General features: G+C 42.1%; 25 protein-coding genes. 14 read left to right on the top strand and 11 right to left on the bottom strand.

Translation table 11 applies throughout. The features are described from left to right. Positions 1 to 41: 41 nt before the first annotated feature. Positions 42 to 1,574 (bottom strand): relaxase/mobilization nuclease domain-containing protein, encoded by a 1,533-nt coding sequence (locus LC653_RS33980; RefSeq protein WP_229499173.1) that lies wholly within the window; start codon positions 1,572 to 1,574, stop codon positions 42 to 44. Continuing rightward, positions 1,555 to 1,956, bottom strand: a complete 402-nt coding sequence (locus LC653_RS33975; RefSeq protein ID WP_229499171.1) for a plasmid mobilization protein — start codon at positions 1,954 to 1,956, stop codon at positions 1,555 to 1,557. Before LC653_RS33975 ends, LC653_RS33980 begins: the two co-directional genes overlap by 20 nt. A 667-nt stretch (positions 1,957 to 2,623) precedes the next feature. Between LC653_RS33975 and LC653_RS33970 the strand changes: the two genes are divergently transcribed. From LC653_RS33970 to LC653_RS33955, 3 genes are all read left to right on the top strand, one after another. Further along, the gene (locus LC653_RS33970) at positions 2,624 to 3,088 is read left to right on the top strand and encodes a hypothetical protein (protein ID WP_229499169.1); all 465 of its coding nucleotides are present in this window, start codon (positions 2,624 to 2,626) and stop codon (positions 3,086 to 3,088) included. 13 nt (positions 3,089 to 3,101) lie between these two features. Then, positions 3,102 to 3,611, top strand: a complete 510-nt coding sequence (locus LC653_RS33965) for a hypothetical protein (protein ID WP_229499167.1) — start codon at positions 3,102 to 3,104, stop codon at positions 3,609 to 3,611. Positions 3,612 to 4,072: 461 nt separating this feature from the next. Then, complete coding sequence (locus tag LC653_RS33955) at positions 4,073 to 4,315, top strand: hypothetical protein (protein WP_229499163.1); 243 nt, start codon at positions 4,073 to 4,075, stop codon at positions 4,313 to 4,315. Here LC653_RS33955 and LC653_RS33950 read toward each other — a convergent pair. The 4 genes from LC653_RS33950 to LC653_RS33935 all read right to left on the bottom strand — a co-directional run bounded on the left by LC653_RS33950 (position 4,255) and on the right by LC653_RS33935 (position 9,542). Continuing rightward, positions 4,255 to 7,803, bottom strand: a complete 3,549-nt coding sequence (locus LC653_RS33950; RefSeq protein ID WP_229499161.1) for a PriCT-2 domain-containing protein — start codon at positions 7,801 to 7,803, stop codon at positions 4,255 to 4,257. The two genes, LC653_RS33955 and LC653_RS33950, sit on opposite strands and share 61 nt — an antisense overlap. 271 nt (positions 7,804 to 8,074) lie before the next feature. Beyond that, positions 8,075 to 8,800 carry a hypothetical protein gene (locus LC653_RS33945; protein ID WP_229499159.1) on the bottom strand — a complete coding sequence of 242 codons (726 nt, stop codon included), beginning with the start codon at positions 8,798 to 8,800 and terminating at the stop codon, positions 8,075 to 8,077. A 93-nt stretch (positions 8,801 to 8,893) separates the two neighbouring features. Next, entirely contained in the window at positions 8,894 to 9,133 is a 240-nt protein-coding gene (locus tag LC653_RS33940; RefSeq protein WP_229499157.1) for a hypothetical protein, read from the bottom strand. 247 nt (positions 9,134 to 9,380) lie between these two features. After that, a complete protein-coding gene (locus tag LC653_RS33935; RefSeq protein ID WP_190947290.1) occupies positions 9,381 to 9,542 on the bottom strand; it encodes a ribbon-helix-helix domain-containing protein in 162 nt (53 codons plus the stop codon). A 333-nt stretch (positions 9,543 to 9,875) separates the two neighbouring features. Here LC653_RS33935 and LC653_RS33930 point away from each other — a divergent pair, with 333 nt between their 5' ends. The 8 genes from LC653_RS33930 to LC653_RS33895 all read left to right on the top strand — a co-directional run bounded on the left by LC653_RS33930 (position 9,876) and on the right by LC653_RS33895 (position 15,208). Continuing rightward, the gene (locus LC653_RS33930) at positions 9,876 to 10,445 is read left to right on the top strand and encodes a hypothetical protein (protein ID WP_229499155.1); all 570 of its coding nucleotides are present in this window, start codon (positions 9,876 to 9,878) and stop codon (positions 10,443 to 10,445) included. Then, positions 10,438 to 10,713, top strand: coding sequence for a hypothetical protein (locus tag LC653_RS33925; protein ID WP_229499153.1), 276 nt, complete (start codon positions 10,438 to 10,440; stop codon positions 10,711 to 10,713). The genes LC653_RS33930 and LC653_RS33925 overlap by 8 nt, the downstream gene beginning before the upstream one ends. A gap of 323 nt (positions 10,714 to 11,036) precedes the next feature. Continuing rightward, on the top strand, positions 11,037 to 11,549 hold the full coding sequence (locus LC653_RS33920) for a hypothetical protein (RefSeq protein ID WP_229499152.1): 513 nt from the start codon (positions 11,037 to 11,039) through the stop codon (positions 11,547 to 11,549). 12 nt (positions 11,550 to 11,561) lie between these two features. Continuing rightward, positions 11,562 to 12,224, top strand: coding sequence for a hypothetical protein (locus LC653_RS33915; protein ID WP_229499151.1), 663 nt, complete (start codon positions 11,562 to 11,564; stop codon positions 12,222 to 12,224). A 46-nt stretch (positions 12,225 to 12,270) separates the two neighbouring features. After that, positions 12,271 to 12,546 carry a hypothetical protein gene (locus LC653_RS33910; protein ID WP_229499150.1) on the top strand — a complete coding sequence of 92 codons (276 nt, stop codon included), beginning with the start codon at positions 12,271 to 12,273 and terminating at the stop codon, positions 12,544 to 12,546. Further along, complete coding sequence (locus LC653_RS33905; protein ID WP_229499149.1) at positions 12,485 to 13,126, top strand: hypothetical protein; 642 nt, start codon at positions 12,485 to 12,487, stop codon at positions 13,124 to 13,126. The genes LC653_RS33910 and LC653_RS33905 overlap by 62 nt, the downstream gene beginning before the upstream one ends. Positions 13,127 to 13,190: 64 nt before the next feature. Beyond that, entirely contained in the window at positions 13,191 to 13,760 is a 570-nt protein-coding gene (locus LC653_RS33900) for a hypothetical protein (RefSeq protein ID WP_229499148.1), read from the top strand. Then, a complete protein-coding gene (locus tag LC653_RS33895) occupies positions 13,757 to 15,208 on the top strand; it encodes a hypothetical protein (RefSeq protein WP_229499146.1) in 1,452 nt (483 codons plus the stop codon). The genes LC653_RS33900 and LC653_RS33895 overlap by 4 nt, the downstream gene beginning before the upstream one ends. A gap of 13 nt (positions 15,209 to 15,221) precedes the next feature. Here the strand turns inward: LC653_RS33895 and LC653_RS33890 are convergent, their stop codons facing one another. Beyond that, positions 15,222 to 16,070 carry a hypothetical protein gene (locus tag LC653_RS33890; RefSeq protein ID WP_229499144.1) on the bottom strand — a complete coding sequence of 283 codons (849 nt, stop codon included), beginning with the start codon at positions 16,068 to 16,070 and terminating at the stop codon, positions 15,222 to 15,224. Positions 16,071 to 16,411: 341 nt separating this feature from the next. On the opposite strand from LC653_RS33890, the gene LC653_RS33885 reads away from it, so the two are divergent. Both LC653_RS33885 and LC653_RS33880 read left to right on the top strand, forming a co-directional pair. Further along, positions 16,412 to 17,044, top strand: coding sequence for an alpha-ketoglutarate-dependent dioxygenase AlkB family protein (locus LC653_RS33885; RefSeq protein ID WP_229499142.1), 633 nt, complete (start codon positions 16,412 to 16,414; stop codon positions 17,042 to 17,044). 143 nt (positions 17,045 to 17,187) lie between these two features. After that, a complete protein-coding gene (locus LC653_RS33880; protein WP_229499140.1) occupies positions 17,188 to 17,991 on the top strand; it encodes an Rpn family recombination-promoting nuclease/putative transposase in 804 nt (267 codons plus the stop codon). Positions 17,992 to 18,045: 54 nt separating this feature from the next. Here LC653_RS33880 and LC653_RS33875 read toward each other — a convergent pair whose 3' ends face one another. After that, positions 18,046 to 18,372, bottom strand: a complete 327-nt coding sequence (locus LC653_RS33875) for a helix-turn-helix domain-containing protein (protein WP_229499138.1) — start codon at positions 18,370 to 18,372, stop codon at positions 18,046 to 18,048. Positions 18,373 to 18,808: 436 nt separating this feature from the next. Here LC653_RS33875 and LC653_RS33870 point away from each other — a divergent pair, with 436 nt between their 5' ends. Then, positions 18,809 to 19,666: a tyrosine-type recombinase/integrase gene (locus LC653_RS33870; protein ID WP_229499136.1), complete on the top strand. Its 858-nt coding sequence runs from the start codon at positions 18,809 to 18,811 to the stop codon at positions 19,664 to 19,666. A 4-nt stretch (positions 19,667 to 19,670) separates the two neighbouring features. On the opposite strand, the gene LC653_RS33865 is transcribed toward LC653_RS33870, so the two are convergent. The 3 genes from LC653_RS33865 to LC653_RS33855 all read right to left on the bottom strand — a co-directional run. Beyond that, positions 19,671 to 19,952, bottom strand: coding sequence for a hypothetical protein (locus tag LC653_RS33865; protein ID WP_229499134.1), 282 nt, complete (start codon positions 19,950 to 19,952; stop codon positions 19,671 to 19,673). Then, a complete protein-coding gene (locus LC653_RS33860; RefSeq protein ID WP_229499132.1) occupies positions 19,930 to 21,240 on the bottom strand; it encodes a DUF4407 domain-containing protein in 1,311 nt (436 codons plus the stop codon). Before LC653_RS33860 ends, LC653_RS33865 begins: the two co-directional genes overlap by 23 nt. A 171-nt stretch (positions 21,241 to 21,411) precedes the next feature. Further along, positions 21,412 to 23,682, bottom strand: a 2,271-nt coding sequence (locus LC653_RS33855; RefSeq protein ID WP_229499130.1) for an SPFH domain-containing protein, incomplete at its 5' end; no start/stop codon positions are given.

The following is a 23,682-nucleotide window of genomic DNA, read 5'->3' as shown; positions in this document are numbered from 1 at the left end:
AGCTCCAAAATCTGCAACGAGTTCAGTCTACTCGGCGTGGCTCACAGACTAAAACCACGATCCTGCTGTAAGAGCTTTTGCTGCTCCTCCCTCAGATGAGCTTCTAGCTCCTGACTCCAATCAGGATTATGGGTTTTGAGCCTTTTACCAATTGGCAACAATTCTAATACTGCACTAGCTGCGTTATTCCCCTGCTCATCATTATTGAATGCTACGACAACCCTATTGAAACTCTTGAGAAATTCCATAGGTAGATTATTCGGGTCATCAGCTACTATCAACATGGTTCTAGTTGGTGGTAGTCCCTTGCAACTTGAGATCAGATAGGTTGCTGCTGACATCGCATCAATTGGTGTAGAACACAAAAAGACGTTTTCTACCTTGTCCGTTGGTTGCCCTCCCAATCTCAGATAAAACCAACCATTTTGTGTAGAGGTGTTTTGGTCGTACTCTACAGTGCGATGATTTTCTCTAGGCTTTGACCAAACTAATGCGCCAGTTTTTTCACCATCTAAATCACGCTTGATAAACAAAATATTTCGCTGCTCATCCATGTAAAGCAACTGATTATTATGTAATCCTTGCGAAATATAATCTGGTATATAGCGTTTCTCGCTTAAGTACTTGTGCAACACTTGCCAAACAACTTTATCCTCTGGTGGTGGAGTGAACTGGGGCTGTTGCTGTTTGCGTTCAATATCTTGAAAGAGTTTTTCTAACTCCTCAATTGGGAGTGGTTTAGCAGGTTTGAGCAGCAATTCATGAATAGGTTCATCATCACGTTCTGGTTGGTAGTCAACACCGCGATGTTTTTGCAGTCCAGGGAAAGTGTAAGCTGCACCTAACTGTGTGCCACTAAAAGCCTGCCCATCTTTCTCATAAGAAATGCCTTTAGACTTACCATTCCTAGTCCATCCTGTTCTTACACTAATGCCAGCTTGCTGCAACCGCATGATCAGCGTTGGCATTTGGGGAGAATCAACTCCGGCTCTATCAATCGTCTGCTGAACTGACTCTTTGATGGTGCGTTGTGGAGGAGAGTCACGTTGTCCCTGTTCATATTCTTCTTGCTCTCGCCTTATGCGCCTGATTTGTCCCGTGCTGGGTGTGCGTTGAAGCTTCTCTCTACTCCCCTGCACTTGCACTACGTCATAGTCAATTTCAATCTGTCGCAGCACTTTCTCAGAGCGTATATAATCCCAAGAATCATGCACTACTAGCCCTGTATCCATCCTGATTCTGCTGGCTGCAATGTGGATGTGGTCGTCGTCGGTGTTATGGTGGCGAAAGATGACAAACTGATTGGCATCAAAACCCATCTCCTTCATGTAGCGATCGCCGATTTCGCTCCACTTCTCATCATCTAATTTATCACCCTTAGCGGCTGACAGGGAGACATGGTAAACAACTCGGTCTGCATCAGAATTCAGTTGTCGAGACAGCTTAAATTCCCGCGCCAATTCACGCGCATTTCTCCCGCTCATATTGCCGCCGATTAGTTGGGCATCTTCGCGCGATTCTAAATAATCTAGCAGTTTGCGAAAACCTCTGCCCTTAGTCTGCTTCCCAATCATCGGATTCCTCTTCTGACCAGTCGTCAGATTCAATATCATCAGAAGCAATATCTCGCCTGCACTGATGCAGCAGTTCTAAAAGCTCTCGCAACAGTTCTGGATCAGCAGGTAAAGTTCGCCCAATTTTGAGGGCTGTGTTAGTTGCTTTTACAAGCTGGTTGAGGTTGTTCCCGATTTGTCCTAATTCCCAATATGTTTGTAGACTAATTTTACTCAATCGTTTTGGTAATGGACGCATCAACGCATTACGTCTCATCAGTTCACTCGCTGACATTCCCGCGTCTTGTGATTTTATTCGCAGCAGATCCAATTCAATATCACTTAATCTCACTGGAAAAATATGCTTTCGGACTAGAGCTTTAGACTGCTTGCGGTTCGCCATAAGTCGGGATATTGAGGGACATTGCGAGGGGGGTTTTTCAAGGGGGGCTTCCCCACTTGAACCAGTCTGCCGTTCGAGCGCAGCGAGACAAAGCGTAAGCTTTGAGGCATGGCTGGCTTCAAGCCCATTTTCGGGGTGGGCGAGGTATCGTATACTACGGGTGTACGGAGGACGCAGCAGGGGGCTGAAGGCAGGAGTATAAAGGCGTAGCCGTGCTGCTGATCATCCTACAACTTACAAGGGAGGATAGCAACGGCGTAGCCAGAATTTGAATCAAATCAAGCAGGAGATAAATTCTGGTTTGGCGTAGCCACCATATAGGAGATAAAAACAGCGAAGCTGCTATATGAAAATTCTCTGATTCAGCGAAGCTGTCACACAATATAATAGTCCGGCGTAGCCGCAATACTAAAAAATAATTCAACGTAGCTGTTTTAAGTAAGATTCTCTGATTCAGCGTAGCTGTAACAGTCAGATTGTTTAGCATTAGCTTGAATAATCAGACCAGCGAAGCTGCCACACTAAAAAATATAAGGCGTAGCCGTAGTACAAAAAGATAATTCGGCGTAGCCACAATAGCCGATTTTTGTAGGATTTTGAAAACCAATTGGTACAAATTATTTCAAATAGCCGATAATTATCAGTTAATCGGTATTCATGAGTAACCATGAGTGAACATCAGAATTCAGAAGTAATTACGAAAAAGAAGATTGATGAAGCCATCAAAGCGCTTAAGGAGCAAAAGCCGAAAGAGCGAGAGGATATATCGGACAGAGACGCAGTTCGCAAAATGAGACGGTACATTGAGAAGCTGACTTCTGATAAGTATGGCTACACTTACGAAGAAGTTTCAGAAATACTGAAGGGTTTGGGGATTAATTTGACAGGCGGCAGAATCAAATATTTAATCGGCGAGTTGAAGAAAAGCAGCCGTCGCCAGAAAAAGACATCTTCAAGCGACGATAATAATCCGTCATCAAATCCGGCTACTGAAACTCAGCTAACAGTTGTAAATACTGCGTCAGTTCAAGCTAGTAGTGAGCCAGATAAATCAACAGTAAATAGTGCAAAGGGCAAGAGACAAAGTAAACAGCCTTTATCGCAGCAGCAACAGGCTGAATCAAACCTATAATTAGAAAAATCCTATGAACATAGAATTATTAATTGGAACATGGCTGTTAACGGGAAGTATTTCTCTAAACGCCCAAATTAAATTTATCGGTGATGAACCAGATCCGAATGGTGTCGAAAATTGGTTGAATGGTAACAGCAATAATTTAATTGCTCAGGTAGAAGCAACCGAAGGACTTACTCTAACTATCTCATCAGATGGGAAATTTTTTGAAGAAAGAACAGGCGAACCAAAAGTTTATTGGTTTGACAGAGAAGGGGTATTGGAGTCTGAAGTTATACCGTTTAACGGTCATCTAAGTTTCTATGACTCTAAAGCCTTCTTATTGGTTGATGATCTGGTATCGTGGGCTGTACCTAGCGATGAAGTTAGTAAAAAAAAGCTCAGATCCGATGATGGTGACACGAAAATAGCTGATAGCGTTGAAGTTCAAGGCTCACAGCTTATACGAACCATCTCAGTAGTAACGGATGAACTTTACTTAGATAGAGTGATTATCGTATACAAAAAAGCAAATAAGTGAAGGTATGCGCTAACCGCTTTTCATCGTCGTCTAAGTCAGCCAAATTTTTATTACTACCGCTATTAAGACTATCTAATAGCAGGAGTAATAATTTTTTCTTTCCGTAGCCCAGCCCTAGAAGCATTACAATTCTCAAAGCTTTAGTTTAATTAAACTGATGACGTTCACCTATTCTCTATACCCAGATAATTGGTCAGAAATTGCCACGGATGTTAAGCAACAAGCCCAGTGGCGTTGTCAAAAGTGCGGGTTACACTGCATACCGCCTGGTGAAAAAACATCACATATAACACGCTCAAAACGCAGAGTGTATACGCTACAGGTTCATCATTGGGATAGAAATCCAGCAAATAACCACAGAGGCAACCTTATAGCTCTTTGCAGTGCTTGTCACCTTTTATACCACAGAGGTGGAAAATCAAATGTTTCACCTGGGCAGCTATCTTTGTGGTAAATAAGTCATGGATGATGATACTCAAGAACTAATCGCAATTCAGCAAGAACTCTCAGGAATTAGCGAACGCCTGAGAAAAATTTTTCCGTCAACTCATCCCCAATTTGACAGCGTGTTTGAAGACGTGGGTGCAGCTTCTTATTACATCCGCGAAGCTGGTTATCGTCTGGAATCAGTTCTTATGACTGTTCAAGGTGATAGCGCAGGTTCTACGAGTGATGCAGAGAGTGGAGAAACTGAAATTGAATAAACTTCAGTAGGCAGACAACTCAGTACAATCATCAGCAGTGAAGCCCTAACAGCCGGGCTACATGAGTGTAAAACTCGCCGCAGTGCAGTATTAGTAAAGATTGTGGCAACTTCAGCGACGTGTTCTAAGGCATCTTCTGGTGATGACTCCGATTCAGCAATTAACATCGGGAAGTATGTACGCGCTAACCACTTTTCATCATCGGTTAATTCAGCCAAATTTTTATTACTACCGCTATTAAGACTATCTAATAGCAAGAGTAATAATTTTTTAAAGTGCTGCCAGCCCCCCCAGCGTTGGGTAAATCGGCTCACCCATCCTTGGGTAGTGTCTATGATTTTGGCTATAGCCTTTTGTCCAATTTTCTGGTGTGACTGCCAAAGGTGGGTGAACGCTTTGACGATGGCGTGTCCCGTCTGCTGGTCGCGGCTACCAGCTTCAATGCAGAAGTCGCAGGCATCAACGCTTTCTAATTTCACTCCTGGTAATTCACTCACGAGGAAACCCAAATCATAGTCAGCGCAGAAGTAGAATGTTAGCTCCACATTGGGGCGACGATGAGCGCGTAATCGCCCAATCTCTTGGATGATTTCTGCACGGATCAGGTCTGTGAGATACTTTTGGAAACTGCTGTTTTTATCCTCCAGATTGACCCTTTCCCCAGTCATCACCTGATATTGTGCGGCTAAAACACCGATGTTTTGGTAAGGAATGCCAAAAGAAGCGATCGCATCACACTCACTAAACCTGTTAACACCACGCCCATCGACAAAGTGACCGTATTCTGTGCGGCCCTCGGTTTGGGATGCAATCTGTTTCCAATCGATAATGCCAAGGGTGGGGCAGAGTTTTTTCAAGGTTTCTTTGAGAGCATTAACACGGCTAGTAAGTGGGGAAGAGCGATTTTTAGGCAGTTTACCCAGCCCAGTGACGTTGACGACTTTTAAATTGCGGTAGTCTGGGCGTTGTTGCTCAATGACTAACACAGGCTCATTGATGCCCAGTTTCAATTTCAACTGCTGGGATTTGAAAGTGGCATCAAGGTAAATATTAAATTTGGCAGAGTGGGCCAATTCAGTATGTTTGGGATTTCGGCGGTGAATGCTGAGTACACCCCATTGAGATTGGAAACTACCATCACCTTTCCAAGCTTCGAGAAAGTCAGGCAACCAGTAATTAGGCAAGTCAAGAAACTCCCTGCCAGCCGTTCGTGCGCTGTCTTTAACTAGTTTCTTAGAAGCATAACGAGCCGCAGAACTTTTTTTGAGTTGTTTATCTTGGGTAATATCAATAGAGTCTAAGTCCTCTAAGAAAGTTAAATCAGGTTCTACAGTTTGCTGAATCGCTTCGATATCTAAGCCTGTGGGGAAAGGGGGCAGCAGCGCTCGGATGCTGGCATCATCAAACCCGTAGCGGTCAGTAGGTTTAATTTGCTGAGTAAGCAGTTGGTGTAAAACTAAGAGTGCAGGTTGCATCTGTGATAGAAGATTTGGTTCCAACAGTAGCAGCTTGCCGACGGTGGTTTCAAAATCGCTGAGGTTTACATCAACATTACGCACGGGCTTGATAAGTGTGCCAGCTTCTTCCCATAACCGCCCAACAGTGAAAGTTTGTTCAGCAGCGTTAGTTAAGGTAACTGGTGTAGAGTCGGGGTGCGCTCTGAGTTCGGAATAATTTTGAATTGCACTGCGCTTTTGAAAGCGGAAGCCAAAACCGTCACCACTGGCAAAACGGCACTGATTTTTAAGGGAACAACCGCCACAGATGGGACTGATGCCGCTCTCTTCAAAATCAAGGCTGCTAAAATTCTTGTTACGAAATGCATTAAATAAATAAGTTCTGTGACAATTACCATCAGTGTCAGCAGTTTCACCCGCTTTAGTCCACAGTTTAAAATCCGAGCCTGTAGGAGTTTTGCGGGTGGGATCTAGTTTAAAGCCGTTGTGTCGCACTGGCAGGTCAACAAAATTCGTCTCAATGGGCAGTGTGGATGGGTTTCTGTGGTTGGCATCCTGGTAAATTAGTTTATCAACATCGAATAAGGCCGCTGTCAGTTGCCCCGCGTTGTAAGACTTGCCCAGTCCAGGGTGAGAATTATCTAAAATTTGCGTCCAGCCCTTGGATACGGCCTCTACCCACGCAGCAATGTGTTCTTCTGGCTGGCAGGAGATAGAGATATTGCCTGTAACTTCAGTTATGTACGGGATATTGCCGGGCTTGTAAATAATTGCATTGGGCGAAAGCGTGTCAATTTCGGGTAAGGGCAATGGTTGTGGTGGGGCTTTAAATCCTTTAAATATCGAAGAAAATGGAGCTAGCGCTTGCTTCAATAAATTTTGGAAGCTGCTCAAGTCCTCTCTGACTCGCCCAAGTTCGCATTGCTCACGGCTAATCATCCCTTTGCCACGTTGATATGGTTCATACTGCCGTTTAGGAAACCGAAAGCCATACTGTTTGGCAATGTGAAACAGTGTACCGATTGAGATTCCCCCACGTCTAAAACTGCGAATCTTGGCGCGAATGTTCCAAGTTGAGCCTTTGATGCTGGGCGACCACTGCTCGGCTATAATTTCCGCATCCGTTGCCCCATAATGGTTAACTAGCGCCATCAACACCTGACGGCATTCGTCATAGTTACCGCTTCCTGGGGTACGTGGTGGGATGAATGAAAGTGCGTTCTGGATTAGCTGGTCAATATCCCAGCCTTCAGCGAGGGAAATCTCACGCCACTCTTTACGCCGTGACTCAATTTCCTGAATTCGTAGCTGATACTCAACACGCTCAATTTGCGCGATCGCAATCGCTTCCTGAATCCATTCTGCTGGTAAAGTGGCTTCAGGGTTGACTAGCGGGAATTCTGCTTCTGTGCTGCCGTAGAAAACACGACTTGCATCTTTACAAGCTGGGTCATGGGGCAACTGCTGCATCAGGAAGCGTGTACAAGCTTCTACAGTATCAGCGCCTTGGACATATTCGGGCAGAAGGAAAACCAACCGGAATTTGTGCCACTCTGGTTTATGACTGGCTGTGGTGTAAATTAAAGCACAGTGTTTTTTAATGAAGGGATGGGCTAGGGCGGATTCTATGGTTAATTGGTGATCGTAAACTTTAATGTAATTCCCATTCTCGTCCTTGATTGGCTTGTTGTATGCATCACGGGCGATATTAGAATTATCAATGTCGAGTAGTAGCCACTGAGAACCGATAATATTGGCCTTACTGCGCCATTTCCCGCCTAACAATCCGGCACAGATGGCGTGACCTGCTTTAATGTGGTGCTGGACATCGGCTAGAGTGCCTTCTATATCAATGAAGTTAGCGGCCAGCTTCTTAAAATCCCAGTCTTTGTTTGTGCCAGTTGCGTTAAACGCAAACTTGATTATGCGACTCTCAATCAACTCAAGTTTTGTCTTTACAGCAGAAAAAGTTTCTGATTCAGCTGCTGACTGTGCTGATACTGAGTGATTAAATTGTTGTAATGGTGACATGAGAGCTATTCCTCCAGTTTGTGTGTTGGAGGAATTGGAGCTATCCCGAAAGTAATCTTATATACAAGTGTTCAGAAATCGAATTTGGTAAAATTCCTGAGTTGCCGTTTTTTGTGTAGCCAGTGTTACAATCGCTTAACACTCAAAAAGGTTTGATAAGATTACTATTAGGGATATTAATTAGGCTGTTCAACCCAATCCCCAATTCCAAGTGAATAAAAATCAGAAAACCTCGGTATCCCAACGGGACACGGGGTTTTCACCTTTTAGCCTATCTGTACTTGGCTAACCAAGCCCTGACAAACTCAGTTACTTCCTCCTCTTGAATAACAAACGCAGTACCTTTTCTCCTGAGAGCCAGAATTTTCATACTTCCCACCTCCGAATAAAGATGTTCATTGTGATTATGAGCCGCCTTGGTAGGAGGCCATAAGACCAAAACTTTTGCTGTGGGAGTCTTTTGAGCTTCACGGGAAGACATCAAAAACTTATCTCTGTTCTTGTTGAGCCACTTCTCGTAATCTGCTAACTCCACAAGTGGGCAGGGTTGCCACAGTTTTAGTCCATTTTTGTCTTTGCGCTTGACTTGTAAAACCTCTCTAGCTTCGTTGTAGACAATTTCTCTATCTCCTTTTGACCGAATGGAGATAAACAGGTGAGTTGTTCGTGGAAATCTAATAAACAAGTCGATAGGGTTGTTGTCTTCTACCGGAATTACCGGGAAGACTTGTACATCTAGGCTTTTAAACTCATCAAAAAGTAAGGTTCCTAATTTTTCCAACCGCGCAAGTTTTTGAGTTACCACCAACGGCTTGTAAGCCAATCCAAAAAGAACCCAGCCAGCCGGATGAATTATGCCTCCTGTAGCCAGCGCAGCAGCACCAGCCGCTAGAGCTTGAGTGGACGCATAGTCTTTCGCCTCCCTAATTTTTTCAAACGCCGCTTCGTTGTGCAGTGGGAGTTGAAAATCGCTTGTTAGGTCTTTCACTGTTAACATTGGCGACATCAAAAAATAATGATGTGAAATAGTACTAGCTGCTCGATTTTGCCTTACAGGGCTAACGTGCCTATGAGTTTACGCAAGAGTAGTTCACGCTACATCTTTCACTGTAAAACCTTTGCTACACCACTGAACTAGCAGCCATCTATCAGATTCTTTGTCTAAAGCTGGCTTAAGGCGGAAAGCAAAAAAATCTGACCATGCCTCTACCCCGTGTTGTGTAACGAATTGTTTTTCAACTTCTTTAAAACGTTCCCAGTTACGATCCGCGATCGCGGTCAGCATTGGGATTAATTCGCTTACTGGTATCTGAGTAGTTGTTTCACTCATCTGGGTATCCCTCAAAAATACAAATAATTGGTAAAGGTTCTATCTTGGTATCAACAACTTTAACTAATCGTATTCCCCTTTTTCTGCCTATCCTTTTGCAGTGTTGCTCTGAGGCGGCTGGCAGCCAATATCTAGTCTCAGCTAGTGGGTCAAATTTCCCCTCAACACGCTCTATACCGTCGTTTGCCTGATTTCCCTCGGTCAGATTACCTCCTTATTTTTGTTGTCAGCGATCGCGTTAGTCATATTACTTGTTGCTCACTTTGTTTTCATGGTCTGTTACTGCTTGCTGAGTGATCAGTTCAACTAAATTTGATAGCGTTCGGCTTTCGCTGTCCGCCCATTCTTGTAGTTTTTCTTTTAACTCAGGACTGCATGTAAAAGTTACTTTTGCCTTTGACGTTGCCATTAATTAGAAAAGTTCTGATATATTCCGACATTTTCAGTTAACATCAAAACTTGTCAAAAAGCAGCTGGTTCTAAGCAGTTCTGAATTTGGTTGACAAGTTCGGAACTTATCTACTAATATATTAGTGTCAAGGTTATCGATACGTCAATAACTTAAGGCAGACGCAAGTAATACCCAAGCGCAAAACGCGCTTGGCGAGTTCCTTTCGAGGGTTGTAAGGCTTGCAAGCGCTGTTTTGACAGCATTCAACTATTCACAGCAATATCTGCATTGCGTCCGTTCATTTTCAACGGTCGAGGTAATTGTGCGTGTCTGCATTAGGACAGAGGATTCATGCATATCAATTTACGCAACTTAGAAGCAATCAACGAACTACCTTTTGAGAGAACAATGCTTAATCAAAATCAATTACGAAGGTTAGAAGCAATAGATCGCTGGCTCAGAGAAATCCGAGATTCTGAGGAATTCAGCCAACTGGAATACTCTCCAGACGTGACACTAGGCGATGCAATTCAAGCAGTAGGCGAACTACTTGATTTTCACGTTCCCTATGATTACAAGCCCACAAGTTTTACTGATTCAGAGTGGCATTCTTATCTAGAACAAAAGCCAGTAATGCACATTCGCCGTGTAATTCCAAGGCGTGAAAAGATTAACTCATTCATACTCGATGCTGCGTCATCAGTAGCAATTGTGAGCTTGGTAACTACTAGTTTTATGGTAGTTGGTTCTATCTTTTGTCACGGCTTTGACCGGATTGAGGAAAGTAGAGGTGAGCAATATCAACCCACATGGATTTACAACGCCAAGATTTTTGAAGGAAGTGCCATCGCATCTATCGCCGTCTTTCTGGGTGCAAGCTTGACTCTAGCGTGTCTTGCTGGAGACAAGAAAGATGCATGAATTAATTCCTGTCTACGAACCTTCTACCCTGTCACAGCGCAAGGTGTATCAAATAAAGGGTACGCTGTATCGCTTTACGGGTAAATGCCCTTGGGCAAGAATTGACCATCCCCAGTGGACATTCGAGCCACTACACGGACAGAGAAAGACAGCTACTCTCAAGCTAAATCAGAACAAGGTAAGACACGGGATTTATGAAGTCCCTGGTATGGTGGCCAACCGGAAATCTGAAGTAGTGGGACAGGGGATACAGCAAAGCTTGTTCTAACGTGTTTGATTTGCGACCGCGTTGAATGCCCTCGTTGAGCGGCGCGATCGCAAAACTAGGCTCAAAAGGGCGTATACGCGGGGGTAAACGAGAAAGTGTCAGTATGTCATCAAAGCTGACAAACCTTGTTATTACGTGGTTATAGCCGATAAAACCAAGGCTAAAACATTTGTCTAAAGTCCAAGATCCAAGGTTATTGATAGTGCCTAGCTAATTTGGCGTATCAGGATAACTGTTTCTAGCTAAATAAGCCTGTCAAATAACTGGAATTTACGGATAGTCGGTCAATTTTATACACACTCAAGTAATAAAACAGAGTTAATGTGGCAACAAAAAGATATCTAGCTAAGTATCGCTTGCTCAAAGAAACTTACGAGGGCATCACGGGAAAAGGTATTTCAGATATCACTTGGTATCGCACAGTCGCATCCTTAAAACAATATTTGTCGCTCTCCATTGAATCCGAAAAAGCCATAAGCATTGTTGAAACCTATGCTCAATTGAAGCGTAAGTGTTCAGCCTTTTCTTTTAGAACCTCTGATTTTAGTGAACGCTGGCAAGCCTTTAAACACTTCTATGATGCCGAAGAAGTTCAATACACAGGTCAGCAATTCCTAGTCGCGCTGGCAGACTATCTAAAAATCAATCTTGACGATGTACCACGCAGCACTCGTTACTACTGGTTTAGCCAAGCAAATCTAAGTTATAACGCCCTTCACTCATATCAGAGCAAGGATTTAGCCCTTGTTGCGTTTGTTGCAGCTAAATGGGCAATCAACAGACGAACGCAGCCCATGAAATCCGCAACGATCTCAGTTTTAACACTAGCCCTATAAGGAGCAATCATCATGTCTGACAAATTTACTAACAATGTCCGCGCTCGTTTGTACAAACACGGTTATCAAGGATTCACTAAAGATGATTACACAACAGCAGCGATCGCTGTTGAGTGCGATGACCTTAACAATCCAACCAAAGAGCAATTGAGTCAAGCCGTTGACTATCTCAAAGTCAAATCGACAAGCCAATTATCTGTAGTTGATGAACCCGTTGAAGAAACGTTTCTCTCACAAGTAGAAGAGGAACACCCAGAACTTGATAATAGTCAGCTTACAATCGCCGAACCAGAGATTAACAGCATCACTGTAACTAGCTCAGATAAGCGTCAGATTGTAACAGCCCAATCATCGGCGCTGGGGTTTGAGTTAACCGAACAAGAAACATTAAGTATCGCTGAAAGCGTTGACGACACTTTTACCGACTACAGCCAATTTCTCAGTACTGTAACGGCTGCAATCAAGAACTACGTTGATCATAAATTTGATGTTATTGAGCAATCATTTGAAACTAACGCTCAAGACTTGCGACAACACGTAAGCAACAGGGCTTCTAGATTAAACCAAAAGGTTAACAACTTCTCAGGAGACATGAAAGCGGATATGGGAGTCATCCGCCAAAACATTAAAAGCACCAAATTCTCAATTCTCGCAAGGCTCAACGCGGCTCAATAGCGATAACTTGACGCTGCTTGAGTGCTTGGGGATTCGGTGGGTGAGAATGAGCTACTTCTCAAGAATTGCTGTTAGTTTGGGTGCGCTCGGTGCTGTGATTTTACCCTTGTACAACTGCTTGTATCTGCCAATGCTAGAGCAATCAAGCTATCAGCAATATCTCAAACGAAAGTCAAATATTGAGCAATATGTAAGGCGAATGGAGTACCACTGCAACCAAATATTTACCCCAGAGAAGGAATATCGCTGTGAAAAGTTCAATGAAGCTAAAGAATCTGGTAACTTCCAAATCACGCCACCTAGAGCGCCAATTAAAAACTAAATTTAACGCATCTACTAACTTAGTAGTTAGAGCGCTAACCGGTGATAAATCAGCCCTAAAACTGATAGGTCAAATGGGTAATGACGGGGCGAAGATTAGCGAATTCGCCCCACAGGTTAGAGAGCAGATGTTAGCTGCTATTAAGGGAACTGAGGACTTAAATATAGTCCTGAGCGACATCTACAAACAAGCTGGTGTTAGCGGCGAAAAAATTGAAAGAGCAGTACAGTCAGCGATTTTAGCTGACACTCATCTAGCTAACATCCTAGAAGAGATGAAGCTTGATTTTGCTTCATCCAAGGAGAAAGAAGCGCTGCGCCATCAACAATCAACAGACCATCTATTGCTCAAGGCGTGGGTGGATAAACACATGATGCAAGTTGATGGCGAATATAAAATGTTGCAGGCAGAATTGCAAACAGATATTAGACAACAAACAATTGACCTGCAACATGATAGAGAACTGGGCAAGTATTACTTAGAAATGGGTGATAACGCTCGTGATGACTTTAAACCTAAAAAGCAATATGCAGAGCGCTCAATTGTACAAAAAATCAAGGATGCTCTAATAGGTTTTTAATAACTAAACCCGTCAGTAACTTTAGCCGAGTGCTGACGGGTTTGAGAAATATTCTGATACAGATATGACATACGACATTGATGATAGTCAAGAAGAAGTAGTAAGCGAAATCGCCCCAGATACCCCGTTACCAAAAGACTTAATATCACACCTAGAATCGCGCAAGCAGCACCGTAAAGATGTTATCAATACAACTGAAAAATTGACCCGATTCTTTGTCGGTTGGTCGCTAAATTCTACGGGATTCTTTATAGCTAAATATCTCTTAATAACTGGCGGTGGCGTTAATCTCTGGCTGGCAATTTCGCTCTCATTTTCTATATGTAGCGTTGGCTCTCTCGCTGGGCTAACGGGCTTGAGAGTTAATTACAACAGTGATGGATTAGAGGTAGATAATATGCAAAATCTTATAAAAACTGCTGGGGGCTTGGTATTTGCAGGTATCACAACTTGGTTAGCAGTCAAAGACCATCAATATTTTGAGAATTTGACTAAAGAAACAGTCACGCAGATTAGCCAAGATATTCAAACTATTGAAAAACAGAACCCGCAATCAGACCCTTGGGTAAGTATTGCAGTCGCGTTGGCTTTATTCATTGGCTCTATTGCAATTATTTTTAAGGGGCGGGAATGAAACAAGGTGTTTTCGAGTTAGCACTGGCTGGTGTGTGTGGTGTAGCTGCAATCATCGGGCTGGCAACATCGCAAACACGTCAGCCCTACGATTTGACACAAATTCAATTTTGCCCAAGGTCAGCAAATGGCGTACACAGTCAAATAGCTTTGGATAAGCGTTTTTGCAACCAGCCGCGTTTCGTCCTTACTGAAGAATGGCAGCGCTACGGGTTGTATGGCAGCATCATTCCTTACAAGGGCGATGCCATTCAATGGGTGCGTGATTTGCCCACAGATAACCCTAATCAGTTGCAAGGATATGGGATTGCGGTTATTGGGCTATGGGGTGTCGTGGGTTGTTTGCTCGTGCGTTCGCAACGCCTCAAGCGCACGGATTACGAACTGGGCGAACTGGAAAAGACTGGCGACTATGCAACTTGGCAGCATAATAAGTACAAACGTGAAATTAAGCAGCATTCAACCCAGCTTTATACTGAACGCTTAAAAGATGGATTAACTGACCTAGACGTTCATTCTCGCAAAGAATTGGGGCTAACCGATGAGGAAAACGAACGCGCCAAGGCTCGAATTCAGCTAGAGGACTTTATGAAAGCCCGTGCTGTTAATCATTCTGTCATGGATAAAACTATTGCTGAGAACCTGAGAGACAGGGCGAAAGCTGACCAGGATCGCGGCAAGATTGAGGGTAAAACCAAGAGCGCTCAAGCAGACAGTGACAATCAGCAATCAGTTGATCAACAACGAGCAAACCAACTGATAGAAGCGCTCAAAGCTCATGAGGATGGCTGGCTGTGGAAGATTATCGACAATCAAAAACCCCTTTGGGTGCTGGGAGAAGCGGGAAGCGGTAAATCAACCCTAGCAGCTTCGATTGTGATGCTTAGAGAAAATCTGTTTGATATGCCCTTGTATCAACTTATAGATGCACACTCCGGGGAAAATCTCAGAAACGCATGGAGATACTTAAGCCCTCAGTTGATAGCGCAAACAGAAGAAGAGATTGGACTTGCTTTTGATGATGCCCGTTCACGCTGGCTAGACAGAATTAATAATCAACCATCCAAGCAACCGCAACAGTTACTAGTTGATGAATTCACTAATTATTCTGAGTCTGATATCACCAAGGAACCTGCTAAAAAGTTTGTTAAAGCATCTCTTAGTGACCCTAGAAAAGCTGAAGAAAGATTAGTCTGTATTGCCCATTTCTTCACTAATACCGCCGTTGGTGGCAGTGATGGAACTGCTAAAGGTAGAGCTAGAGGCACTATTCAAATTGACCGCAAAACCGCCGATGGTAAGACACCTTTAAAGGTAGCAATAGTTAACGGTTTAAACAATTCCGAAGGTGATGCAGAAGTAGATAAAAAGGTGACAATTCCTGGTTGGTTAACTCCCGAAAGCATTCACAAGCATTTTAACGGTCAGCCAATTGATTTTGATGATTAATAGGTCGCTACATTTACTGCTGCTTCTGCCCAACACGGTATGCAATATTAGCTTTTATTTTTGGATAAGAGTAAGATTGAAATTTTTGAAAATATATTCCTAAATCTGATTTGTCTTCATCAGAGGGCAAAAACATTGTATATTGATTGCTATCTTTTATTTTAATATTATGTGCTTTAGCTAACTCGTCAAACCACCCATAAAAAGAAGTATGATTATTATCAACAAACAAGAATAATGCTCCTGGTTTAGCTTGACTAAATAAATTAGTGAAATATTCATCTGCTGAGTCACGCAAAGTAAATATCTCGGACATAAAGTAAATCATTGTAAAAATATCGGAGGTAAAATATTTTGTGTGAGGTTTCCATTCGTCTGGTTTAGTTACATCTAGTGGTAAATAAGAAGTTGATATACGAAATTTGGGATCAACCTTGTCATCTACATCACTCCAAGATTCTGCCCAATTTTTTTCTTTATCACAAAGTTGAAACTTTACAGATGGTGTCTTTCCTTTGCTCATGAGATACTTCAATATACCCAAAAAGTCGCTGCCTGGCCCTCCTCCAATACAAGCTATGTTAATTTTTTGTTGAGCATCAAAAACTTTAGCTAAATCATTACTTTGTGTGATTATGCCGCATACTAAGTTAGCATGTGAGGACACGTATTTATAAATATAAGCGAATCTAGTAATAGTATCCTTATAATCTATTGATTGAGATTTTCCTAATAATTGAATATATCCTTCGCTCAAATAATTTAATGCTTCTATAATTACACCGTCTTTTTCAGAGTCATCTCCTGGAATTTGGTTGTATGCCTCATCCAGAACAGATTTAATAATTTGAAAGCAGTTCATTAGCAGTCATCCTACTTAGATGGTAAATAGTTATGTGTTTATCAAAACGTAGAATTACGTAGATATTTTTTGTTCTCTAGACTACATTAACATACTTATCAAAATTTTGTATACTATCAATATTCAATGAAATGTATTTAATGTTTTTATGATTGGTTGGTTTAATTACCTAAGATTTAGATATTTTTTTATTATTTTATTCAAAATAATTGTTATGGAAATAAACTTAATAATATAAAATCAAGTTTTTTTGCTATAAAATATAGTTAAACTCAATTGCTTTTAGTGTTAGTCAGCATATAGCAGCATAACTGTGTAAAAACTCCTAATTGAATTTATTTATGTACACTCAACTTTCATTATGGCAAGATGCAAAGGAAAGAAGTCTGAAGCAGGGTGAGCAATTACCTATGTCTGATGCCGAAGTAATCTTGTACCGCAACTTCTTCGACAAAAATGAGAGCGATCAGATATTTTCTGATTTACATAACACAACTTCTTGGACGCAAGAAGTCACAAAGCTTTTTGGTAAGCAAGTTAACTTACCAAGGCTTACTGCTTGGTACGGTGATCCAGGTAAATCTTACTGTTACTCTAAAATCAAAATGGAACCTATTTTATGGAGTCCTACATTAATAAAAATTAAATCTAAAATTGAGGCTTTAATTAATACTCAATTTAATAGTGTGTTACTTAATCTATATCGTGATGGTAAAGATAGCGTAGCTTGGCATAGTGATGATGAGCCAGAACTGGGGAAAAACCCTGTCATTGCTTCTGTAAGTTTTGGGGCTACTCGTCGTTTTATGTTTAGAAACAAAACACAAAAAGAATTAAAGTACGAAATTGAACTGACTCATGGAAGCTTCTTGCTGATGACGGGAGCTACACAACACTACTGGCAACACCAAATACCGAAAACAAACAGACTTATGCAACCTAGAATAAATCTTACTTTTAGGAAAGTAAGTTAACTGTGTCCTAATTTTTGGTAGTGTTACTGAAGCTGCCACCAGAAGCAAAATCACCTAAATGTCTGCTGCTTAGATACGATATGGTGATGGCAGTTTAACGATAAAATTAATAGAGAATAATAAGCAATTATCAGGCGGATTTAGTGAAACGCGATTCGATTTATTACAAAATTTTTAAGCGATTTCCTGAGTTAATTTTTGAACTCGTTAATTACCGTCCTGAACAGGCACAGAACTATCGATTTGAGTCGGTTGAGGTGAAAGAAACCGCCTTTCGCATTGATGGGGTCTTTTTACCTCCAGAGGGTGCAACACCCAGGATTATCTTTTTTGCAGAAGTTCAATTTCAGAAAGACGAAGCTCTTTATCATCGCTTTTTTACTGAGTCGATGATGTATTTGAACCGGAATCAGTCTCAATACGATGACTGGTATTGTGTGGTAATTTTCCCAAATCGCAGTTTGGAACCAAGCAATACAAGAATTCATCGAATGTTTTTAAACAGCGACCAAGTGCAGCGAATTTATCTGGATGAGTTAGGCACTCCTAATCAGCAGCCAATAGGCATCAATTTAATGCAGTTGACAATCGCCTCAGAGAAAGTGATGGCCGAGCAAGCTCGTCTATTAATTGAGCGGGTACAATTAGAAGAAACAGGAACACTGGCGAAAAACGAAATAATAGATATTATTACCACTATCGCCGTTTACAAGTTTTCTCAGTTAAGCCGTGAAGAGGTGGAAGCCATGTTGGGACTGAACATTGAAGAAACACGAATCTACCAAGACTTGGAACGTCAAACCAAATTAAAAGCAGCAGCACGCCTTTTGAGCATGGGCTACAGCATCTCCGAAGTGGCAAAAGCAGTTGATTTATCGGTTGAGGAAGTCACAACAGAGGTAGTAAATTCTCAAACCCACACAGTCCAAGATGATCGCACAGAGTAGGTATCTCAGCGGCCACCCAAATAGAGTTACCTGCAAGCTGCTTTCCATCCTGCCCTATAGCGATATCACAGTTTCAACAGATTGGGCCGGCGCGTGACGAGGGCGAAGATGTAAGGTGATTTCCGTATCGAGTCGCTTGAGGAAAATGAGGAGTTTGCCCTCGCTGAACCGTTGAAACTCTCCTTTCATCAAACGAGATACTTCTGGCTGGGGAATGGCAAGAAGTTCGCTAATTTCACGCTGTTTTAGGTTGCGTTGTTTCAAAAGGCGCAGTACCTGAATCCCTATCTTGCCCCGCGTAAAAAGTTCCGAAGCATTCGACAAACCGAGGTCAGCGAATACGTTGCCACTGCTTTCTTCAAAAACGGGTTCCTGTGTCATTGTTGTTCCTCGTCATCGTCCATTTTATATGAAATTTACTATAAAATCAGTCAGACAATAGCATGAAATGTCCCGTGCGCGACCTCTGAGGTAAGTTTTATTTCTAGTTGGTTTCAGTCTACACCATGTCTAGACTGCCGTTGATGGTTGACCTGGGGTGAAAATCTGCTTGCGGGGCGGATCAAGATCCGCGTTGATATCATCATTGATATCAATTTCTTCTAAATCTGGTATTGCATCCAGCTTTCATGGTGCATTCCTCCACCTGATGAAGGGAATTAAGTAAAACTTATCAATCAACGAGAGAATCAGGATTGTGGGCGGAGCGATTGATAAGCCAGGGTTAATTGTCTGGAGTCGTTCACGAAAGGATCAGCTTTCCAGGGATAATGGAGTGTAATAGTAGCTTTCTACTCATCACACACCTGCCCCTTGTATGAGAACGCTGACGGAATTGGTAGAAGAATGGTTGGACGTGCATCATGGTAAAACAAGGGCTTCGTATCACAATACCATTCGCAAGTTCTTAACTTTTACCTGTGTCGATGCGATCGCTGACATTCAGATCCGTCATGTTCGGGATTGGTTAGATTTCCTGCAAGAGGCAGACACGACCAAGGTTAAGCATCTCAATATCCTCAAGGCGTTTTTTTCCTATGTGACCAGTATGGAGAAACCGCCGATTTCTCGCAGTCCGATTCCCAAGCAGTTCAAGTTGCCCAGGCCGAAAGACACCTTGGTTGAGCGTATTCTTACGCCGTCGGATGTGGATGCGATGATTGCAGCGACGACTGACAGGCGCAATCGCTTAATTTTAAAAACTTTGTATTTAACGGGGATTCGGGTATCTGAGTTGTGCGGTTTGCGCTGGAAAGATGCGATCTCCAGTCGTGGGGGCGGTGGGCAGATTAATGTTTACGGCAAGGGTGGGCGGACTCGCCGAGTTCACATCCCCCAGGAGCTATGGGCGGAGTTGATGGCACTGCGCGATGAAGCGTTGAAAGATGCGCCTGTGTTTGCCAGTGCTACGGGCAGACCTCTGGCCCCTTCCCATATTGACCGAGTGGTGAAAAGGGCGGCGAGGGCAGCAGAATTAGAGAATGCCATGAATGTTTCAGCGCACTGGTTTAGGCACAGTCATGCTACCCACGCATTAGATGAAGGTGTTCCGGTGCATTTGGTTCAGGCTACTTTGGGGCATACAAGTTTGGATACCACGAGTAAATATCTGCACGTCAGCCCTGATAGGAGTTCTGGGGAAGTTTTAGTTAAGCGATGGTCTGAGCCGTTTTAAATTTTCAGCTTTGAATTGGGTCATCTGGTGGTGGATGCCGTTCAATTTCTCTATCAGCAGCACGAATATTAATTATTCTGGCTCGGTTGAATGCTAATGCTGTGACTGTGGCGCGTCCTGTTGGTGTCAAGCCGATAATCGAGAGTGTATCTGTTGACCAAAAAAAGTGTTCTTGCCAACTATCAGTGCAAGGATTAAATAAAGGTACTTCTGATGATGCTTCAAAAATAGTTCCACTATTACTCAAGCATTTCGGTACGATTCTATGATTGTCTTTTTGCACCATTCTGAGTATAGTTTAGTCTTTCAAACATACTCTCATCTACGTCTGAAGCTACCACTTGGTTAACTAGATACTCATAATGCTTTATCCGTTCCTCACACAGCTTACGAAATCTGATAGTCTCTTGATTATATTGGTCATAAATGCTTATTGTATCTTTAATTCCAATATTTGCTATCTTCTCTTTACTTATCTCTTTGTGTCGAAGATACTCCACCAGGAAGTTTTGAACTCTTAACTCTAAATCCTTTAATTCTTCTATTTTCAGTATTTCTTGCTCCTTAATTCGGCGGAGATATTCTTTATTAGTTTCATACTTTTCTTTTTCTGTAATAAGTGACTCATAAAGTCCCTCTTTAGATAGCATCTTAACTAAGATAGGAGAAATTTCAACTATGATAAATAAAAGGGTTACAAGCAAATTGCTTGTAGCAACAGTAGAATCTTTCTTAGATAGCCTCTCTAAAGTAGTAAGCCGAGCCAAGAGACTACCATTTTCTTTCTCTAGTTGTTGTTTAGTATCAAATGCAGGTGGTGCTAATATCAGATCACGACGTTTTATTAGGTTCTTTTTTTCATTCTGTAGTTCTTGTATTTGCTTATTAATATTATTAATAGTTTGGTCTAATTTCTCCGTAAACTCTTTCTTAGCTTGAAAGGCACTTCCTTGTCCAGCTTGACCTGTTCCACCTGTACCGTCAAGCTCTTCAAAGGCTTTTGATGTTAATGTGTTACGGTCATCGGTGCGTTGCTTTCTTTCGTCTGTTAATTTTTGGATATCTACTTCTATCTCATTTAGCCTCTTTGATTCTTGACTACTCTCCCATTCTGCTCGTTGCTTTTTTCTCTCTTCTCTTGGCTTTTCAATTTTTTCTTGTTGTAATTCTTGATTAATTTCTGCCTCAAAAAGCCTTAATTCAAGAGGTTTAGCAACTACCAAGCTTAATAAAACTGCTATACTTAGTCGAAGACTAGATGCTGCAAAGAATTGCCATTTTGAAGCAGATTTTCCTCGATTTGCACTTAAGATGAAGAAACGATCTAAATTAAAAATCACGCAACTCCAGGCAGCACCCACAGCGCAGGAAATTGAAATAGAACCAAAAACAGTGAAGAGTGCATACCCTCCTGAGAAGAAAGCCATCACTGATGTTAAGACAACGGTAGTGCCAATTGATTCATATTTATATCGTTCTGTTAAGCAACTTTCTTGTGCCAAGACTTCGTGATCTGCCCCAGCAGACCAGATTAAAAATCTCTCTACAGGATTGAGCCTCGCTTTTTTCGACATATTAAGCCCCTTATTAGTTTGAAGCGTAAATTTATGAGACTCTGGGATGTAAGATTTTTGATTAACTTTTCAATTTGATGGAAAGTCATCAAAAATCTTACATACCTGTTTAATTGAGCAAATCTCCATCACTGCAATAGCCCAATTTTGGGATTTCAGCATTAACCATTTCTAGTAGTTATCAGCAGGATTCAGTACTTCGACTTTTGGTGACATATCGATTTGCTTAATAGGTTCCCGTTGTTTTAACATGTCTCTCAACATGTCCATCCACGCGAACTGCATCGTACCTGCTTGGAGAGCGTCTGCTCCTGGAGAACTACCACTACTCCCCCCAATAAATATTTCCGGCATATCTATTTTGAGTTGAGCTAACGCATTACTCCATGCCTTCTCTGATTCAATCTTCGCGTACAGTTCAGGACTCAGAGCTAGAATTCGCTCTTGAATCTCCCTAATTTCAATATTTCTCAGCCGCTCCTGATGTTCTGCGTCCATATTAAGCTTTTGTCGCTCCGTCTCTAGATCAGCATCATCTATGAGACGTTGAGCTTCTGCCTCTCCTCTCGCTTTTTCAATTTTTGCTTGAGCATTAAGTTTTTCATTTTTTAAATTTTCTTCCACTTTTACCCTTTCAGCTTCAGCTTTTGTTCTTTCCTGTTCTTCAATCCACCTTCGGCGTTTTTGTTCAGTAAATTGCTCTTCCTCAAAAGTCTTGCGTTCCTCTTCAAGAACTTTGCGCTTTTTCACGAGTTCTTGTAATTCATCAGGGGGATCAATTTCATTAATTAGTGTACTGATTGCTTGGACACCATAAGCATTAAGAGCTGCCTTAATATGCTCTTCTGCACCTCTCTGAATTTCAAGACCATTGTCTTGAAATTCTAGAGCTTCATACCCTTGGGCTGAATTTCGGAAGAAACTGTCAATCATAGGAGCTAGAACTCTGGACACAAGATTCTTGATGGCAGTATTTTTGTGTGTTTGCTTAGAATTTTCAGCTACTTTAGCACCAACACGTAAGATCATTCTGGGTGCGTCTTCTTCAGCAATGCTGATCACCTGAGTAACCCTAATTTTTAAAGTAAATCCATCCTTAGAAAGAAGCTTCAAGGCTTTCAGATTGGTGTCGTAGTTGTCCTCTGGCTTTGGTTCATCTGACCAATTTAGAATAATTTCGTTAGTTGGGACAATTTCTACAGTTTTTACTCTTGTGTTAACAGCATATTTTCCAGATCCAAGGGGTATTCTCTGTACTCCCTTATATCCTTCATCCACTAATCGAGACTCTTTTGTAGAGCTACTATCAACATTCTTGCCAATATAGGAAGTAATTACTCCGACTTTATCTGCGGAAATTTCTGTCAGTGGCACTTGTTCAACCTGAACAAACCAAGGATTTAGACTCCAAGAACCTTCTTGCAGAAATTCTTCCTGCAAACCTCGGAAACCACCTGCATCAATAAATTTTTGTCCGTTCTGAAATTTGTCATGTCCCTTGATGAACGAACCAGCAACTTCACCTTCTGGGGTGGGCAATCCATCAAGAGTCGTAACGATTCCAATCTTATCTGCCCCTATTGTGCAAATCTTCAAATCTTCAGGCTTCATGCCATATTCGATAGCATTGACCGTAGTCACAATAGTAAACAAATCAGTATTAATTTGATATTCCCCAGCCCTCAGAATAGCTAACTGCTTGCCTCTCTGCCCCCCATTGGTAATAAATGCTTGTGCATCCTCAAAGTTATTGCATTCAACAGTTCTTCCAAGAATTCTTTCTGCCGATAACGGGGTACCTCCTTGAGCAACCACTAAGGCAATTTCTCCTGGTAGGATTTTGACAACGGGTGCTTTGTGAACTTCAAATAATGCAGTGTTAATTTGATAAGTTCCTGCTTTCAGAATGGCTAGTTGTTTCCCTTTCTGCCCTCCTTGCTCAAAAAATGCCTGCGCGTCCTGGAAGTCATTGCACTCAACCACTTTGCCAAAGTTTTGACCAGGCGGTGGAGAATCGCCATCCCTTGCTTCAACTATGCCAATTTCACCCGCCTCAATACGGATGAGTGAATCCCGTTGAATTTTAAAGAGTTCTGTATTAATTTGGTAAGTACCAGTTGTGAGGATGGCTAGTTGTTTTCCTTTCTGCCCTTCTCCATCAAAGAATGCCTGTGCATTTTGGAAGTCATTGCAATCAACTAATTTGCCAAAGTTTTGACCGGGCGGTAGAAGAGCGCCATCTTTTGCCTCAATTATGCCAATTTCACCCGCCTCAATACGGATGAGTGAATCCCGTTGAATTTTAAAGAGTTCGGTATTAATTTGGTAAGTACCAGTTGTGAGGATGGCTAGTTGTTTTCCTTTCTGCCCTTCTCCATCAAAGAATGCCTGTGCATTTTGGAAGTCATTGCAATCAACTAATTTGCCAAAGTTTTGACCGGG

The sequence above is a fragment of the Nostoc mirabile CHAB5784 genome, from assembly GCF_020829645.1.
GTDB lineage: Bacteria > Cyanobacteriota > Cyanobacteriia > Cyanobacteriales > Nostocaceae > Nostoc > Nostoc mirabile.
Note: the sequence above shows the minus strand (reverse complement) of the source record. Positions and strands in the feature narration are given on the sequence as shown.